Here is a 15,823-nt window from a genome sequence, read left to right as displayed (position 1 = left end):
AATATGACGTCCTGGCCCGCAGAACTTCCCGTTGTTCAACTGCGCATTGCGCGCCCCACCGATCGGCTTGCCGAGGTAATTGCCTTCTATCGCGATTGTGTGGGCTTTGCCGAGTTGTATCGATTTGCCGGGCATGCGGGATACGACGGCATCATGCTCGGGCTGCCGGATGCGAGTTATCACCTCGAATTCACTACTCACGAGGATGGCAGTCCATGTCCGGCGCCGACCCGCGACAATCTGCTGGTTCTGTACTTCACCGGAGAGTCTGCGATGTACGAGGTGGTCCAGCGGTTGGGTGAGGCCGGGCATGAACCGGTCGAGTCCGAGAATCCGTACTGGATCGAGAACGGCGGCATGACCTTCGAGGATCCCGACGGATGGCGCCTGGTCCTCATGCCGCGGCCGGTGCTCTAAATGGTGCGCACGCGTGACGACCGTATCGACGACGCTGTCATTGCCGCGGCTTTGGAGTTGTTGGCAGAGAAGGGTTATGCCGAGCTGTCGATCGGATCAGTCGCATCGAGAGCCGGTATTCACAGGCCTGCGATTTACCGGCGATGGCCGTCCAAGCGGCATCTGGTTGTCGATGTTGTTGTCGGACAGATCGGTATCCATCCGACGCCGGATACCGGCGATCTTCGCGCCGATCTGATCGCCGGCATCACGACTGTGGTTGTGGGACTGCGGGACACCGTTGTCGGCTCCGTGCTTCCAGCGCTGGTTGCGGACCTGGCGGCAGACCCGGAACTGGCCAGCACTTTCCGTGAGTCCTTCTTCGAGCCGCGACGCAATTCCACTGCGGCAGTGCTGGAATCGGCGCGCGTCCGGGGCGAGATTCGTGGGGACTTCGACCTGGGTTTTGTGCTCGACGCACTCGCAGCACCAGTCTATTATCGGGCGCTGTTCCGGCACTTGCCCCTGGACGTGCACCTTGCGGAGCAGGCGGTCGATACGGTCCTGCTCACATTGGCACCGCGCGAAGAATCGTGATTTCTTTTTCGGCTCAGTTCAATTCGAGCGGATCTGGACCGACACGAGTGTTTGTGTTCAGCGCGTCGATTGCTGCCGACTGATCGGCGCTCAGAGCAAAGTCGAAGATATCGGCGTTGTCGCGCATGCGCTGCGGTGTCACTGTCTTCGACAGTACGGTGTGACCCTGTTCGATGTGCCAGCGCAAAATGACCTGCGCCGGCGATTTGTCCAGTGCCGCAGCGATGTCGACGATCGTCGGATCATCGAGGATGGTGCCCTGGCCGAGCGGGCTCCACGCCTCGATCTCTATACCGCGGTCTTGTGCGTATTTCCTCGATGCGTGCTGTGCCAGCCTGGGGTGCAGCTCGATCTGGTTGACGGCGGGTGTGATCGAACTGTGCTCTGCCAGTAGATCGAGGTGCTCGGGGAGGAAGTTGGAGACGCCGATTGCTCGGGTACGTCCGGACGCGAGGATTTCCTCGAACGCCGCCCAGGTCTCCGCGATCAGGCCCTTGCCCGGCGCCGGCCAGTGGATCAGGTACAGGTCGACGTAGTCCAGGCCGAGCTTGCTCAAACTGGTGTCGAACGCTGCCAATGTGCGGTCGCCGCCCTGATCGTCGTTCCACAATTTGGTGGTGACAAACAGTTCGTGTCGGGGGATGTCCGAGGCCGCGATTGCGCGGCCGACGCCGGCTTCGTTTCCGTAGATCGACGCGGTGTCGATGTGGCGATATCCCAGGTCGAGGGCGGTAGCGGTGACATCCTCGGTCTGCTCGTCCGGAACTTGGAACACGCCGTATCCGAGTTGCGGAATGGTGATCGGTTCGCCGGTGGTTCCGTGGGTCAGTGTGCGGTCGGGTATCGACAACATCGTGGGTGCCTTTCGAGACTCGAGGTGCAGCGACGGCCTTCTGAGCCGCAGCGACCTATGCCGCGCATGCAACTATTGCGTGCGCCGGATAAATAGTTGCACACGCGTGTTGTCTGCGCAAGCGCGGGACTGCTACTCCTCGAAAAGTTGCCCGTCGTCCATACGCCACTTCCGGGTGCTGCGAGTGGAACTGAGCATCCGGCGATCGTGAGTGACAAGAAGCAACGTGCCCTCGAAGGATTCCATTGCCTGCTCGAGCTGCTCGATCGCCGGCAGGTCGAGGTGGTTGGTGGGCTCGTCGAGCACGAGCAGGTTGACCCCGCGGGCCTGGAGCAAAGCCAGTGCCGCCCTGGTTCTTTCGCCGGGGGAGAGGGACGCTGCCGACCGCAGCACGTGATGCCCGCGTAGACCGAATTTGGCGAGGAGAGTACGGACGTCGGCGTCGGGCCACTCCGGAACCTGGGCACCGAAAGCCTCGACCACCGGCTGATCACCCTCGAACAGCCCTCTGGCCTGATCGATTTCGCCGATAGCGACACCGGATCCGAGGGAAGCGATTCCCTCGTCCGGAGTGAGTTTGCCGAGCAGGACATTCAACAGGGTGGTCTTACCGGCGCCGTTGGCGCCGGTGATGAGAATGCGGTCACCCCAATCGATTTGCGTCGTGACGGGTCCGAAGGTGAACTGGCCGCGGGTTACCTTGGCGCCGTTGGTGGTTGCGACCACAGATCCGGATCGGGGAGCGGCCGCGATTTCCATGCGCAACTCCCATTCCTTGCGAGGCTCCTCCACCACGTCGAGGCGCTCGATGCGGCGCTGAGTCTGACGGGCTTTGGCCGCTTGCTTTTCCGTCGACTCGGTACGCAATCCGCGGCCGATCTTGTCGTTGTCCTTGGCCTTACGGCGCGCATTGCGTACGCCGTGTTCCATCCAGTTGCGCTGCATCTGGGCGCGATCTTCGAGTTCGGACCTGGTGCCCGCATATTCTTCGAACGCCTCGCGGGCGTGCTGGCGAGCAATCTCACGCTCAGCAAGGTACGACTCGTACCCGCCGTCGTAGACGGCGATATTCTGTTGTGCCAGATCAAGTTCCACGATTCCGGTGACGGTGCGCGAAAGGAACTCGCGGTCGTGGCTCACCACAACAAGGGCCGCTCGCGTTTCTGCGACAAAGCGTTCGAGTTGCTCGAGGCCACGCAGATCGAGATCGTTGGTGGGCTCGTCGAGCAGCAGGATGTCGTAGCGAGAAAGCAGCAGCGACGCGAGGCCGGCGCGAGCCGCCTGACCACCGGACAGCGCCGTCATGCGTGCATCGAGGGGAACTCCGAGGCCCAGTTCGTCGACAACTTTTTCCGCGCGTTCCACCAGGTCTGCGCCGCCGAGTGTGAGCCAGCGCTCGAGCGCCGGCGAGTACAGGTCTTCCGCGGAATCCGCGAGGGTTTCCGCAGCGGCGTTCATGACGTCTTCGGCGTGCGTGACTCCGGTGCGTCGGCCCAAGAATTCGAGAACGGTCTCACCTGCGATGCGGTCGGGTTCCTGCGCCAGGTAGCCAACAGCGGCGTCGGGTGGGCTGAGGGTGATCGACCCCTCCACATCAGCGGTTCCGGTTCCGGCCAGCGCTGTCAGGAGCGTCGACTTGCCCGCGCCGTTGGCGCCGACAAGTCCGATGACGTCGCCGGGGGCGACGGTGAGATCGAGATCGGAGAACAGGGTACGTTCTCCCCGGGAAGCTGAGAGTCCGCTGATGCGCAGTGTTGCAGTCACAGGTGAAGTATCCCTTGTGCTGCGCACAGCGTCAGCGTCGCACCAGGTGATACCAGCACGGATGGGCCGCACGGGCAGGCAACGGCGCATCGGCCATATCGGCCGGATCACTCGACACCATGGTCCAGCCGTCGAAAGCTCGGGCGACGTCGTCCTTCGACACGCCATGCGGCATCGGCCATCGATGGCCTGGACTGAAGGCGAACATGATCAACGACGCTTCCGGTGCCGTGACGGCATTGACGGACTCCGCGTATTCACCGCGCTCGTGATCGTTCAGCCCGTGGAAGCATCCGATGTCCAGGACCAGCATGTGACCCGGGTCGACTGCGATGTGCAGATCGGTTGCGTCCTCATGCAGGAACCGAATGTTCGAGTGGGCCTCGCGGGCCCGGATCCGTGCTTTGTCCAGAGCTTCCTGCTCGTTGTCGACTCCGGTGACCTGCCAGCCACGCTTTGCCATGTCGATGGAGTGCTTTCCGGTTCCGCATCCGATGTCGAGGGCACGTCCGTTGTCGGGGACGGGGACAAAGTCGAGTAGAGCGGACAGTTGGGTGTCAAAACCTCGCCGGGTGTGCTCCCACGGAGTCACTCCCACTTTGTAGGCGAGATGGTAGGGAAGATTCATCGCCGTCCCTTTCCCTCGAGGAGATTTCAAGGCGTGTCTTCCAAGGTAGACGGGGTTTTCGGGCAGGACAAGGGGGCATGCGCGGGAACACTCCACCGGTTTGCCGCGTTGACTGGGTATGACCGAACCACAAGACGTGACCACTGTTCCGAGCATTGTGTTGGCCGACGGCAAGGCCATACCCGCTTTGGGATTCGGTGTCTTCCAAGTGCCGGACGACCAAACTCGAGACGCCGTATCAACCGCCTTGCAGGCTGGTTATCGAAGTATCGACACCGCCAAGATCTACGGAAACGAGGCCGGTGTCGGGCAGGCGATTGCCGAGTCCGGTATCAACCGCGAAGACCTATACATCACCACCAAACTGTGGAATGACGATCAGGGATACGAGTCGACGCTGGCGGCATTCGACGCGAGCCTCGAGCGACTCGGCCTCGATTACCTCGACCTCTACCTGATCCACTGGCCGGTGCCGTCGCAGGACCTTTACGTCGACACGTTCAAGGCATTCCAGAAGCTCAAGGCCGATGGTCGGGTGCGGTCGATCGGTGTTTCGAACTTCACCGTCGACAACCTCGAACGGGTGATCGGGGAGACGGGCGAGGTGCCGGTCCTCAACCAGATCGAATTACACCCCAAGTTCAACCAGTCCGAACTTCGCGCCTTCCATACCGGCAAGGGAATTGCCACCGAGGCGTGGAGTCCGCTCGGCCAAGGCACTCTGCTCACGGATCCCGTCATCACCGCGATCGCCGACGCCCATGGCGTGACCGCCGCTCAGGTTGTCATTCGTTGGCATCTGCAGATCGGCAACGTCGTGATCCCCAAGTCGGTGACACCGTCGCGTATCAAGGAGAACTTCGACGTCTTCGGATTTGCATTGACGCCGGACGAGATCAATGCCATTGGATCACTTGATGATCCGGCCGGTCGAATCGGTCCGAACCCGGCGGTGTTCGGGAGCTAGATCAACGAATACCTGCAATAAGGCAACGGCACTCCCACTATCGAGTGGGAGTGCCGTTGCCGTGTCGGATCAGTTCAGATGTGTGCGGTGCTCTGCGGTGAAAGCGATGTGTTCATCGGTGCGTCCGGTGCGGAGTTTCTCCACCCACTCGGGGTCGGCGAGAAGTGCGCGCCCGATGGCGACCATGTCGAATTCGCCGTCCTCGTACTGAGCTTCGAGACGCTCCAGTCCGGTGACATCGGATGCCGCGTCGGCGGTGAAGGCCGTGGTGAACACAGAATCGAGCCCGATGGATCCGACTGTGATGGTGGGCAGGCCGGTCAGCTTCTTCGTCCAGCCGGCGAGTCCAAGTTTGCTGTCGTCACCGCCCAGTTCGGCGAACGCCGGCTCCCAGTGTCGCCTCGTCGACGGGTGCAACACATCGACTCCCGCATCGACCAGCGGAGCGAGGATGCGCCCCAGTTCCGCCGGACTCTGGGCGATCCGAGCGTCGTACTGACCGGACTTCCACTGCGAGAAACGGTAGACGATCGCGAACTCGTTTCCGACAGCCTCTCGGATGGCAGCGACAACCTCAGCCGGGAAGCGAGTTCTGGCTTCGAGCGATCCGCCATATGTATCTGTGCGGACATTTGTTCCAGCCCAAAGGAATTCGTCCAGTAGGTAGCCGTGCGCGCCGTGTAGTTCCAGGCCGTCGAATCCGGTGCTCTGTGCGTTGAGGGCGGCATCTACCCAGGCCTGCTTCAGTGTTTCGAGATCAGACGTGGTGAATTCTCGTCCCAAGCGCGTGCCGTCGAGCGCCAAACCGGACGGGCTGACGGTCTCGGCCTCGGGATTGAGGCGGGAGTTCTCGCCGCGCTCGACACCCAGATGCCAGAGTTGCGGAATGATGGATCCGCCCTCGGCGTGGACGGCGTCGACAACCGAGCGCCAGCCGTCCAGGCTCGAGTCGCCGTAGATGCGCGGAACTCGGGTATGCGGGCCGGCGGCGGGGTCTGGGATGTACGTGCCTTCGGTGATGATCAGGCCGACACCACCGGCTGCCCGACGACGGTAATACTCGGCTACGTCGGCTCCGGGAATTCCGTCGGGCGAGAACGCGCGGGTCATCGGGGCCATGGCAAAGCGGTTACGCAACGAGAGTGATTTCACCTCGAAGGGCTGGAAGAGGCCGCGCAACGCGGAGGCCTCGGGGGCGTTCGAAGTGGGGGAAAGAGTCACAGGTCTGTTCAACGTGGCGGCCTCGACGACTATTCCGGGTTATGGCAGTCGATATTAGTTAGTGCAGTATTAGTTATCGCACTAACTAATCTGTTACGGTGTACTCATGACCACGCAGGAGTCGCTCACCGATCCGCTGGCACTCGACCGCCAGGTGTGTTTTGCGCTCGCCGTTGCGAACCGGGCCGTGCTGTCCGTATACCGTCCATTGCTCGAGCCGATGGGCCTCACGCATCCCCAGTATCTCGTGATGCTGGCGTTGTGGGGGAAGGCCCCGATGGCGGTCAAGGAAATCGGGCAAGCATTGCAACTCGATTCGCCGACGCTGTCACCGCTGCTCAAGCGTCTCGAGGCGTCCGGGCTGATCACGCGAACGCGGAGCCGGGCTGACGAGCGCCAACTCGACGTCGATCTCACCGAAGCTGGTGCAGCTTTGCGGAGCGAGGCGGAGAAGATTCCGCCGGCAGTGGTGGAGAAGCTTGGTGTGGGACTAGCTGAACTCGAAGAACTTCACACGGTGCTCACGCGTGTCAATGAAGCCGCGTTGCGTGCTGGAGCACTAGACCAATGAAAGGCAAGGATATGTCTACCGTGCCCGCAGGAAAACAGCGCACGTCACCGAATCCTCTTCAGTGGCTTGGCTATTCGTTCGGTCGCAAGTTGCCGGATTCCATGCAGGAATGGGTGCGCAACGATCTGATCGGCGATTGGGCGGTGCCACGTCACCTCGTCCGCAGCATGGTGCCGTTCCTGCCGGTTTTTGCAGTTTTCATGCTGTTCCCGGGTCCGTGGGCGCTGCGAGCGTCCATGGTGCTTCTCGGAGTATTGCTGGCGTTGTTCTATTCCGTTTCCTACATGGCGCAGAACAGGTCTCGTCGACTCGAACGCCACGGCCTGCCCGCGGATCTGGAAAACCCGAAAAAGGTCACTCGTCACGACGCCGAGAAGGCCGCATACGACAAGCTGTACGGCCACAGTTAGTCGGGGCCGTACGAACTTCAGTCCCTAGTTGCGAATTCGCGTGCCTCGAATGCCAGATCGTCTGCAGCGGAATCCATGCGGGCGATCTCGCGATCAGGCACCGTCAGGACGGCGACGATCGGCACTGCCATCGCAAGAAGTCCGATGACAAAGACGGGGAAGAGGAACGCGAACACCTCGAGCCCGACGGGTGCGGGGGCGGACGTGTCGTGGACAACCTCCACCGCTGCCATACCGGTGTAGTGCATGCCGACCACGGCGACACCCATGATCACACCGGCGATCAATCGCATGACGGTGGATTCCATCACCATCGTGAACCACAACGCGGCGGTGCCGGCCACAACGGCGATCACCAGTGACAGTGCGACGAAGTACATGTTGTAGTTGATCTCACCCTGAAATCGCAAGGCCCGCATACCCGTGTAGTGCATGATGTTGACCGCGATGCCGACGAGGAAGCCGGCGGCCAGGAGCCGAGACCAGCGGAATTCTGTGCCGACGATCAACAAGCCGACAAATACTGCGGTCACGGACATCAGCGCCGAAATGATCGTCCAGGTCAGACTGTAGCGAATGGGACTGCCGGGCACGGCAAACCCGAGCATTGCGATGAAGTGCATCAACCAGATACCGACACCGCCGATGGACAGTGCGCCCATGAACAACCAGCGCAAGCGAGCTGCCGGGTGGGTGGCCGCCGCGCCGTGTCGGGTGCATGCCAATCCGATGACCGATCCCGAGACTGCAACGGCGAACGCCAGTCCGAGCAGCCAGATTCCCATCGAGAAATGGTGCATTTCATCCGACATGCCAGTTCCTTAGGTTTGTTGTTGTCAGAGGTGTCAGTACAGTGCTGCGGACGCGATACGTTCGAGCGCGTACTCGGTGATCGTGATCAAGGCCTGCTTCGCAGATTCCCGGTTACGCGCGTCGATTTCGATCATCGGGACGCGGTTGGGCAGCGCGAGAGCCTGACGAAGATCACTCGCGGCGTGGATCGGAGCTCCGTCAAAACGGTTGACTGCCACGATGAACGGCAATCCGCGTGCTTCGAAGAAGTCGACAGCGGCAAAGCTGTCTTCGAGGCGACGTGTGTCGACGAGGATGACCGCTCCGATGGCGCCGGTGATGAGGTCGTCCCACATGAACCAGAACCGTCGTTGACCCGGTGTGCCGAACAGGTACAGGACCAAATCGTCGGCCAGCGTAATGCGGCCGAAATCCATTGCAACTGTTGTGGTGTCTTTGTTCGGTGTCGCGCCGAGGTGGTCGATGCCGTCACTGGCGTCTGTCACCAATGCTTCGGTGCGCAGCGGCACGATCTCGGAGACCGTCCCGACAAGGGTGGTCTTTCCGACACCGAAGCCGCCGGCGATCACGATTTTCGTCGAGGTGACGCGAGATGATGCGTCAGAGTGCCCGAAGTCCACTGAGGGTCCTTTCGATCAATTCGCGGCGCTCGACCGCAGTCGCATCGCTTCGCAGAGTGGCTTGTACTTCCAATGCCCCGGCGACGATCAGATCCGCCACCAGGACTCGGGCCACCCCGATCGGAACACCAAGGTGTGCACCGATTTCCGCGATGGAGATCCGCTGCTCGCAGAGGGAGACGATCGAGGTGCGAATGTCTTCAGGTGCAAGGCGCCCAGCGACGGCATCCTCCATCGTCGCGACAATCGCTTCGATGGGGAGGTCGATGGACGGCTGAGTCCGACCTTCGGTGAGCGCGTATGGACGAACCAGACTCGGTTCGGGGTCAACGCGTTCGGGGTGATTGGACATGAGTATCAAGAATCCCGACCCGAACGAGCGGCAATGTCCATCGTCGGGCCGACTCGGTCGACCAGAGTTGCCATTTCGTACCCGATCTGACCGATATCGCATCCCGCAACGGCCAGCGCGGCCAGGTAGGCGCCGCTGCCGACGCCCATCAGCAGTAGATAACCGTTCTCCATCTCGACAACTGATTGCAGGACGACTCCGCCGTCAAACAACCGTGACGCACCGGCGGAGAGGCTGGCGAGTCCCGAAGTCACAGCGGCCAATTGGTCAGCTCGATCGAGCGGAAGGTGGGTGCTCGCAGCACTCAACAGTCCGTCGGCCGAGACGATGATCGCGTGGCTCACTCCCGGTACGTCGCGGGCGAAACCCGAAACCAACCAGTCGAGTGAGCGAGGAGTCTCTTGGGCTCCGGCTGAATTCACTGTTCTCCTTCATCGTTGCGCACATTCGCACCACTGGGCGTGGTCGACCCGACAGTATTCTCGGTGCTACGACGCCGTCCGCGACTGACGCCGGACTGGTAGTCGCTCCACCCGCGTCTGACGTTCTCCGGATCCGTGCTCTGGCGGTGAGTGCCCGAGCGCAATGGTGCATTGGTGCCGCCGACAGTGCCGGGAACCAACCTCGCACCACGATCACGGATGGGTAGACCGGAGTCGGCGATTCTGGTGACGGGCAATTCGAACGACGCCCGGGCCGCAAGCCACCCCTGGTCGGCTTCTGTTGTCCAGGCGACTTCACCTGTGGCAGAAGCTGTCCCCGCTGTCGGGTCGACCAGCCACTCGGACACCATGCGGGCGTAGATCGGTGATGCTGCTGGGGGAGCGGAGACGGGCGCATCGGAAGGTTCCGTTGCGCGTGCGCCGGTACGTGGTGGGAAACCGTCGCGCGCTCGAGAGGAGAAGAACGCCGCGGTGTTGGTCGGGGCGGTGGAGTTGAGTCGGTGCCTCGGTGCCGGTTCGGTGATTGGCTCCGGGGCAACAGTTTCCGCCGGAGCGACGAAATGCTCGGCAGGTGATGCACTCGGTTCGGGCGTCGGCGCCGCTGTGACGGGATCGCCGATTCCGGCTGCCCCGCTGGCACCTGGTGTGCGACGCGGCAGCCCGATCGGTTCGACAGGGGCGCTGGCGCCGAGTTGCGCGGTCACAGTTGTGGGAGCGCCTCCGACGGGCGTCGGCAGGACCGCCCTGACGGTGTTACCAGGCTGACGCTGCGGAAGTCCCGCAGCGGACATGGTGGGTGCTTGCGCGCCCATCGAATATGTCTCGGCCACTGTGGGTTCGGGAGCGCGCACGGGCTGAGCCGATAGCGGCGGTGCCTGGACGGGAGCAGCATTCCTGGCCGGAGCACCCTGGTGGGCCGGACTAGTGAACGGTGCAGTCACTGTGTCAGACGGATGCGCTTCGAGCAGTGCCGCGGGCAGGAGGATCGAGGCGGTGATGCCGGCGCGGTCGGGTGCATTGCCGGTGGGCCGCAGTCGAACGGAAATGTTGTGTCGCATACTGATCCGGCTGATGACGAACAGTCCCATGTGCCGGGCAGTGTCCGGCGTCATCTCGCCGCCCGAAGCCAGGCGCCCGTTGGCGTCGACAAGATCCGCGGTGGACATTCCCAGTCCCAGGTCGGCGACCTCCACGAGCATGGAGCCGTCGTTGGTGCGGGCCGCGTTGATGGTCACGGTCGACTCGGGCGGTGAGTATCGCAGCGCGTTGTCGAGGAGTTCGGCGACAATGTGTACGACGTCTGCGCTGGCTTGCCCGCTGATGACGGCGGACGGAATCTGACCGAGCCCGACGCGAAGGTAGTCCTCGACTCCGGAGACGGAGGCGCGCAGAGCGTCGGCAAGCTGGATCGGCGCGGTTCGACCGCGTCGACTTTCGGTGCCGGACAGGATGAGAAGGTTCTCGCCGTTGCGTCGCATTCGGGCCGCGATGTGGTCGAGGCGGAATAGGTTTTCGAGGCGCTTCGGGTCGTCTTCGTCCTGCTCGAGTTGCTCGATCAGGCCGAGTTGCTGTTCGACGAGGGACTTGTTGCGCCGTGACAGCGTTTCGAACATGTCGTTGACCTGGCGTCGCAGGGTTGCCTGTTCGCCTGCCAGGCTGATGGCCTGCCCGTGCATGTCGTCGACTGCGCGGGCAAGCTGTCCGATTTCCTCGTGAGTGTGGACGGGTACACGGGGGATTTCGAGGTCGCTGATCTTTTCGCCGGAGCGGATTCGTTCGATGGCCTCGGGCAGTCCGCGTCGTGATGCTTGCAGTGCCGCGAACCGGAGACGTCGGATGGGATCGACCAACGAGCGACTGATGATCAACGCGACCACGAGTGCGGCGAGGACAGCGGCGAGAACCAGGGCAGTGTCGCGCAGAGCTGCAGTTCGGGCAGTGTTGGATTCGGCGGTCACGCTGGTGCCGAACTGTTCGACGGCTGCGTCGGTGACCTCGTCGTACTGGTCGCTACTGGTTTGCAGTCCGATATCGACCTGACTGCTGAGCGGGGACGACGACGAGGTGGCGCCGATTTCGGCGATGCGGCTCTGTGCGGACGAACGCAGCGCGTTGACGGCCACTGCGGTCGGTGAGCTGTCCGATTCGTCTGGTGGTAGCACCTTGTCGAGTGCCGCTAGCTCCACGCCGGCGGTGGTGGCAAGCGCGGTGCGTGTTTGTTGATCGAGGCGGCCGGAGCCGAACAGAACGCGCTGATCGGACAATGCCCGACGTGCTTCCCACAGGGACGAGAACTCGCCGCCGCGCTGACGCAGAATGGGGCGCTGGGATGTATTGATGACGTCGGTGAATGCGCTCGAAATGTTGGTGGACACTTCATTGACGAGTGTGACGAGCCGTGCCGGTGCAACTGCGCCCGCTGCCACTTCGTCGACGATGGATGTGCTGTCCTCCAAAGCTCGGGTGACTTTGTCGTTGAGCACGTCGTCGGCCTGGAACGAGCGGCCGGCGGTGACAAGTTCCTGCATCGAATCGTTCACTGCCGTTGTGGCAGTCGTTGTTTCAGTGCCGGAAGAGGATGCGACTGCGAGGTCGTACAGAGCTTCCTCGAGGTGGAGGGCTGCGGGTACTGCGAGCACTCGTTCGGATGAGGAACTGAGCCTGGAGGCCTCGGCCAGTTCGGCCTGGATCCGGAAGGCGCCGAGTACGACGGCGATGAGCATCGGAACGGCAAGGACCGCGACGACCTTCCAACCGAGGCGCCACTCGCCGATCGACCACCAGGAGGTTGCTGTGTGTGCATCGTGTTTCATGCGGACCGCTTCCCCTTCATATTTGCCCCCTCGCCCAGTCCCCCGGATGGGTCACTGCGCGCACTCCTTCGAGCGCACGCAATCGAAGAAAGGTTAGCTGAACGGTAACAGACCGATCCGTGACAGGCTAGGCGTATGCCGGATTCCGGACCTAGGGCCGAAAATGTCCTGTCTGATCAGCTAAAGGACGAATCGGGCAAACGTAGCCAAATGGAAGCTGGATCAGCGAAGTTCGAGAAAGGACGTCAACTCGGCTGCAGCTGCCTGGCCGGCGCGGTTCGCGCCGATCGTCGACGAGGAGGGCCCGTAGCCAACCAGATGCACACGAGGATCGGAAGCCACCTGAGTTGCGAGGCGACCGCTCATCTCGATTCCGCCGCCGGTCCCACGCAGTCGAAGCGGCGCCAGGTGGTCGAGCGAACTCCGAAACCCAGTGCACCACAAGATGACATCGGCATACACGGTTGTGCCGTCGGCCCATCGCACCCCGTCCGGAAGGATCTCCGAGAACATCGTTCGTCGCGTCATCACGCCACGTTCGCGTGCCGCACGAATGGCAGGCGTCACCGGAAGGCCGGTGACCGACACGACCGACCCTGGCGGCAAACCGCGTCGTACTCGGTCCTCGACCATGGCGACGGCATCCCGACCGATCTCCGGGGAAAACGGTTCGTCGCGGAACTCCGGTTCGCGACGCGTCACCCACGTGGTGGTCGTTACCTGTGAAATCTCGTCGAGCAATTGCACCGCGGAGATGCCACCACCGACAACGACAACATGTTTGCCCGCGAACTCGTTGGCCGAGTAGTAGTCCTTGGTGTGTAATTGGCGCCCACGGAACGACGCGGCACCACGGTAGTAAGGAATGAACGGGCGCTCCCAGGTTCCGGTCGCATTGATCAGCCCGCGGGCCGCGTAGACGCCGTGGTCGGTCTCGATCCGTAGACGTTCCTGCCTCGGACACACCACTCGCGTATGGACGGGTCGGTGGACGGGCAGTTCGAATTGCTTCTCGTACAACTCGAAGTAATGGGGTACCGCAACCGACGCCGGTACCTGCTCGGCGTCGGTTCCCGTTGTTTCCGCGAACGACATACCTGGGAGATCGTGAACTCCGTTGACCGTGCTCAAGGTCAGGCTCGGCCACCGAAACTGCCAGGCACCGCCGGGACCGGCTGCGTGATCGAGCACGACAAATCCCGATTCGGGTAGAACAGAGAACTTGCGGAGGTAGTACGCCGCGGACAATCCGGCCTGGCCGGCGCCGATCACCACGATGTCGACATCGACGCTCTCGCTGCGTCCCTCGTCACTATCGTTCGTACTCATCGGTAATCTAACCTCCTGATGCGCAGAACTCTGCGGTGAGAGAACTACGTGGTCGGCAAACTGCATTCGGATCAACCCTTGCGCACGAGCCTTCCAGAAAAGAAAGTGAGCGGACATGATCGGGACTTCCCGTGACGGCAATGTCGTGACCATCGAATTGCAGCGTCACGAGCGTCGCAACGCGCTCAGCGCGGAACTCTGCATCGCGATCAAGGACGCAGTGAATGCCGCCGTCGCCGATCGCGCTCACGTCATCGTGATCACCGGACAGGGGTCCGCATTCTGCGCCGGTGCCGACCTGTCCGGTGACGTGTACATGGAAGGCTTCACCGACCGACTTTTCGAGATGCTCCGCTCGATCGACACGGCGCCGATCCCGGTGATCGCCGCGGTCAACGGTCCGGCCATCGGTGCAGGCACGCAGCTGGCCATTGCCTCCGACCTGCGCGTTGTCGCCCCGGCTGCGCGGTTCGGCATTCCAGCGGCGACGCTGGGTGTGTCTGTCGACAAATGGACGATGCGACGGTTGGCGTCACTCGTCGGCGGTGGCCCTGCTCGCACCGTTCTCCTCGGCATCGAGCAGATCGGCGCCGAAGAAGCATTCAACCGCGGACTTGCCAACAAGATCGGCACCCTCGACGACGCCCAGGAATGGGCGCACCGCATCGCCAACCTCGCACCACTGTCCTTGCGTCATATGAAGATGGTCCTCAACGACGACGGAACGATGGAAGAACAGTCGCCCGAGCAACTCGACGCACTGCACGCCGCGTGGCTCAGTGACGACGTGCAGGAAGCCCGCGCCGCCCGCATCGAAAACCGCCCACCGGTCTTCAAGGGCAAATAGTCGCGTCCCGCTCCGAAGGCAAATAGTCGCTAGTCTGGGCCCAATGAAGACGACGACGCTTCTCGGTGCTGCCGCGATCACCGCGGCAGCAGGATGGATAGCCCGCGCCGCATGGGGAATCCCGACGCAGATCGGGGCGTCGCGCAATGCGGTGCAACCCTATGCGGCGATGTCACCTCGATATCGGAATCGTCAGTTCCACAATTCGGACCCCAGCAGCGTGCTCGTGCCGGGCACCGATGCCGGGATGGCAAAGTCGTTGCTCACCCGCGGTTCGACGGGTCGGCCTCGCGCGCCCATCCCGTTGGCGACGCCGCTCGCACCGGCTCAGGCCGGGGGAGCAGCTGTCACCTGGTACGGGCATTCGAGTGTCCTCGTCGAGGTCGATGGCTACCGGGTGCTAGCCGATCCCGTGTGGAGTGAGCGTGTATCACCTTCTGTCACAGTCGGTCCCGCGCGTATGCATGCCGCTCCGGTGGCGTTGGCGGACCTCCCGAGCGTGGATGCGATTGTCATCTCCCACGATCATTACGACCACCTCGACATGGAGACGGTCAAGACTTTGACCCGCACCCAGACGGCGCCCTTTGTGGTGCCGATCGGGATCGGCGCGCATCTGCGGCATTGGAAGGTGCCGGAGAACCGCATCGTCGAATTGGACTGGGACGAGTCGACGACTATCGGTGACCTGGTGCTTACCTGCACCGAAGCTCGACACTTTTCCGGGCGAGGTCTTGTCCGCAACGCGACCCAGTGGGCATCGTGGGTGTTTGCCGGGCCGAAGCATCGGGTGTTCTTCGGAGGGGACAGCGGATACACACCGCGGTTCGTGGAACTCGGCACCACGTACGGGCCTTTCGACCTGACCCTCCTTCCTGTCGGCGCGTACGACGTGCGGTGGCCGGATATCCACATGAACCCGGAAGAAGCGGTTCAGACCCATGCGGATCTCAACTGCGGCGACCCCACGCGCGGGGTGTTTGTTCCGATTCACTGGGCTACGTTCAATCTGGCATTCCACTCGTGGTCCGAGCCGATCATCCGGTTGACCGAAGCTGCCGCCGATGTCGGCACGACGGTGGCGGTGCCGATGCCGGGTGGACGGATCGATGCGCTGTCCGCGCAACCGCCGACAAAATGGTGGATTCCCCTGGGGTAACCGATCGACTCGAGGCGGCGATCGGAGTCGGACCCGGTTT

17 protein-coding genes are annotated in these 15,823 nt (G+C 62.5%); 7 read left to right on the top strand and 10 right to left on the bottom strand.

Annotation, left to right across the window (positions count from 1 at the left end; translation table 11 throughout):
• Positions 1-3 precede the first annotated feature (3 nt).
• Both EEB13_RS23435 and EEB13_RS23430 read left to right on the top strand, forming a co-directional pair.
• A complete protein-coding gene (locus tag EEB13_RS23435; RefSeq protein ID WP_033234134.1) occupies positions 4-417 on the top strand; it encodes a VOC family protein in 414 nt (137 codons plus the stop codon).
• The gene (locus tag EEB13_RS23430; protein ID WP_141486386.1) at positions 418-993 is read left to right on the top strand and encodes a TetR/AcrR family transcriptional regulator; all 576 of its coding nucleotides are present in this window, start codon (positions 418-420) and stop codon (positions 991-993) included.
• A 13-nt stretch (positions 994-1,006) separates the two neighbouring features.
• On the opposite strand, the gene EEB13_RS23425 is transcribed toward EEB13_RS23430, so the two are convergent.
• The 3 genes from EEB13_RS23425 to EEB13_RS23415 all read right to left on the bottom strand — a co-directional run bounded on the left by EEB13_RS23425 (position 1,007) and on the right by EEB13_RS23415 (position 4,238).
• Positions 1,007-1,846, bottom strand: a complete 840-nt coding sequence (locus tag EEB13_RS23425) for an aldo/keto reductase (protein ID WP_141486385.1) — start codon at positions 1,844-1,846, stop codon at positions 1,007-1,009.
• 132 nt (positions 1,847-1,978) lie between these two features.
• Positions 1,979-3,610 (bottom strand): ABC-F family ATP-binding cassette domain-containing protein, encoded by a 1,632-nt coding sequence (locus tag EEB13_RS23420; RefSeq protein WP_141486384.1) that lies wholly within the window; start codon positions 3,608-3,610, stop codon positions 1,979-1,981.
• Between the two features lie 31 nt (positions 3,611-3,641).
• Positions 3,642-4,238, bottom strand: coding sequence for a class I SAM-dependent methyltransferase (locus EEB13_RS23415; RefSeq protein WP_141486383.1), 597 nt, complete (start codon positions 4,236-4,238; stop codon positions 3,642-3,644).
• A 118-nt stretch (positions 4,239-4,356) separates the two neighbouring features.
• Here EEB13_RS23415 and EEB13_RS23410 point away from each other — a divergent pair, with 118 nt between their 5' ends.
• On the top strand, positions 4,357-5,205 hold the full coding sequence (locus EEB13_RS23410) for an aldo/keto reductase (RefSeq protein ID WP_092806665.1): 849 nt from the start codon (positions 4,357-4,359) through the stop codon (positions 5,203-5,205).
• Between the two features lie 69 nt (positions 5,206-5,274).
• Here the strand turns inward: EEB13_RS23410 and EEB13_RS23405 are convergent, their stop codons facing one another.
• Positions 5,275-6,426 carry an NADH:flavin oxidoreductase gene (locus EEB13_RS23405; RefSeq protein ID WP_051730468.1) on the bottom strand — a complete coding sequence of 384 codons (1,152 nt, stop codon included), beginning with the start codon at positions 6,424-6,426 and terminating at the stop codon, positions 5,275-5,277.
• 106 nt (positions 6,427-6,532) lie between these two features.
• On the opposite strand from EEB13_RS23405, the gene EEB13_RS23400 reads away from it, so the two are divergent.
• Positions 6,533-6,997 (top strand): MarR family winged helix-turn-helix transcriptional regulator, encoded by a 465-nt coding sequence (locus tag EEB13_RS23400; RefSeq protein WP_033234140.1) that lies wholly within the window; start codon positions 6,533-6,535, stop codon positions 6,995-6,997.
• A 20-nt stretch (positions 6,998-7,017) separates the two neighbouring features.
• Positions 7,018-7,407, top strand: a complete 390-nt coding sequence (locus EEB13_RS23395; RefSeq protein ID WP_371851324.1) for a DUF5313 family protein — start codon at positions 7,018-7,020, stop codon at positions 7,405-7,407.
• A 17-nt stretch (positions 7,408-7,424) separates the two neighbouring features.
• On the opposite strand, the gene EEB13_RS23390 is transcribed toward EEB13_RS23395, so the two are convergent.
• The 6 genes from EEB13_RS23390 to EEB13_RS23365 form a co-directional block, all read right to left on the bottom strand.
• Positions 7,425-8,219, bottom strand: coding sequence for an MHYT domain-containing protein (locus EEB13_RS23390; protein WP_092806673.1), 795 nt, complete (start codon positions 8,217-8,219; stop codon positions 7,425-7,427).
• A 33-nt stretch (positions 8,220-8,252) separates the two neighbouring features.
• Positions 8,253-8,840, bottom strand: coding sequence for a GTP-binding protein (locus EEB13_RS23385; RefSeq protein ID WP_141486382.1), 588 nt, complete (start codon positions 8,838-8,840; stop codon positions 8,253-8,255).
• Entirely contained in the window at positions 8,821-9,192 is a 372-nt protein-coding gene (locus EEB13_RS23380; protein ID WP_033234143.1) for a DUF742 domain-containing protein, read from the bottom strand. The genes EEB13_RS23385 and EEB13_RS23380 overlap by 20 nt, the downstream gene beginning before the upstream one ends.
• 5 nt (positions 9,193-9,197) lie before the next feature.
• On the bottom strand, positions 9,198-9,614 hold the full coding sequence (locus EEB13_RS23375; RefSeq protein ID WP_141486381.1) for a roadblock/LC7 domain-containing protein: 417 nt from the start codon (positions 9,612-9,614) through the stop codon (positions 9,198-9,200).
• Complete coding sequence (locus tag EEB13_RS23370) at positions 9,611-12,448, bottom strand: ATP-binding protein (RefSeq protein ID WP_141486380.1); 2,838 nt, start codon at positions 12,446-12,448, stop codon at positions 9,611-9,613. Before EEB13_RS23370 ends, EEB13_RS23375 begins: the two co-directional genes overlap by 4 nt.
• A gap of 222 nt (positions 12,449-12,670) precedes the next feature.
• Positions 12,671-13,777 carry an NAD(P)-binding domain-containing protein gene (locus EEB13_RS23365; protein WP_141486379.1) on the bottom strand — a complete coding sequence of 369 codons (1,107 nt, stop codon included), beginning with the start codon at positions 13,775-13,777 and terminating at the stop codon, positions 12,671-12,673.
• A 115-nt stretch (positions 13,778-13,892) separates the two neighbouring features.
• Here EEB13_RS23365 and EEB13_RS23360 point away from each other — a divergent pair, with 115 nt between their 5' ends.
• Together EEB13_RS23360 and EEB13_RS23355 are read left to right on the top strand one after the other, a co-directional pair.
• Entirely contained in the window at positions 13,893-14,624 is a 732-nt protein-coding gene (locus tag EEB13_RS23360; RefSeq protein ID WP_045069110.1) for an enoyl-CoA hydratase, read from the top strand.
• Between the two features lie 43 nt (positions 14,625-14,667).
• Complete coding sequence (locus EEB13_RS23355) at positions 14,668-15,783, top strand: MBL fold metallo-hydrolase (protein ID WP_045069113.1); 1,116 nt, start codon at positions 14,668-14,670, stop codon at positions 15,781-15,783.
• Positions 15,784-15,823: the final 40 nt, after the last annotated feature.

The sequence above is a fragment of the Rhodococcus sp. WS3 genome, from assembly GCF_003797085.1.
GTDB classification, from domain to species: Bacteria; Actinomycetota; Actinomycetes; order Mycobacteriales; family Mycobacteriaceae; genus Rhodococcus_F; species Rhodococcus_F globerula.
The sequence above is the reverse complement of the archived record's forward strand: the minus strand, read 5'-3'. Positions and strand labels throughout refer to the sequence as shown.

Coding starts and splice junctions, on each gene's coding strand:
- EEB13_RS23435 (WP_033234134.1), top strand. CDS start 4: ATGACGTCCTGGCCCGCAGAACTTCCCGTTGTTCAACTGCGCATTGCG.
- EEB13_RS23430 (WP_141486386.1), top strand. CDS start 418: ATGGTGCGCACGCGTGACGACCGTATCGACGACGCTGTCATTGCCGCG.
- EEB13_RS23425 (WP_141486385.1), bottom strand. CDS start 1,846: ATGTTGTCGATACCCGACCGCACACTGACCCACGGAACCACCGGCGAA.
- EEB13_RS23415 (WP_141486383.1), bottom strand. CDS start 4,238: ATGAATCTTCCCTACCATCTCGCCTACAAAGTGGGAGTGACTCCGTGG.
- EEB13_RS23410 (WP_092806665.1), top strand. CDS start 4,357: ATGACCGAACCACAAGACGTGACCACTGTTCCGAGCATTGTGTTGGCC.
- EEB13_RS23400 (WP_033234140.1), top strand. CDS start 6,533: ATGACCACGCAGGAGTCGCTCACCGATCCGCTGGCACTCGACCGCCAG.
- EEB13_RS23390 (WP_092806673.1), bottom strand. CDS start 8,219: ATGTCGGATGAAATGCACCATTTCTCGATGGGAATCTGGCTGCTCGGA.
- EEB13_RS23380 (WP_033234143.1), bottom strand. CDS start 9,192: ATGTCCAATCACCCCGAACGCGTTGACCCCGAACCGAGTCTGGTTCGT.
- EEB13_RS23370 (WP_141486380.1), bottom strand. CDS start 12,448: ATGAAACACGATGCACACACAGCAACCTCCTGGTGGTCGATCGGCGAG.
- EEB13_RS23365 (WP_141486379.1), bottom strand. CDS start 13,777: ATGAGTACGAACGATAGTGACGAGGGACGCAGCGAGAGCGTCGATGTC.
- EEB13_RS23360 (WP_045069110.1), top strand. CDS start 13,893: ATGATCGGGACTTCCCGTGACGGCAATGTCGTGACCATCGAATTGCAG.
- EEB13_RS23355 (WP_045069113.1), top strand. CDS start 14,668: ATGAAGACGACGACGCTTCTCGGTGCTGCCGCGATCACCGCGGCAGCA.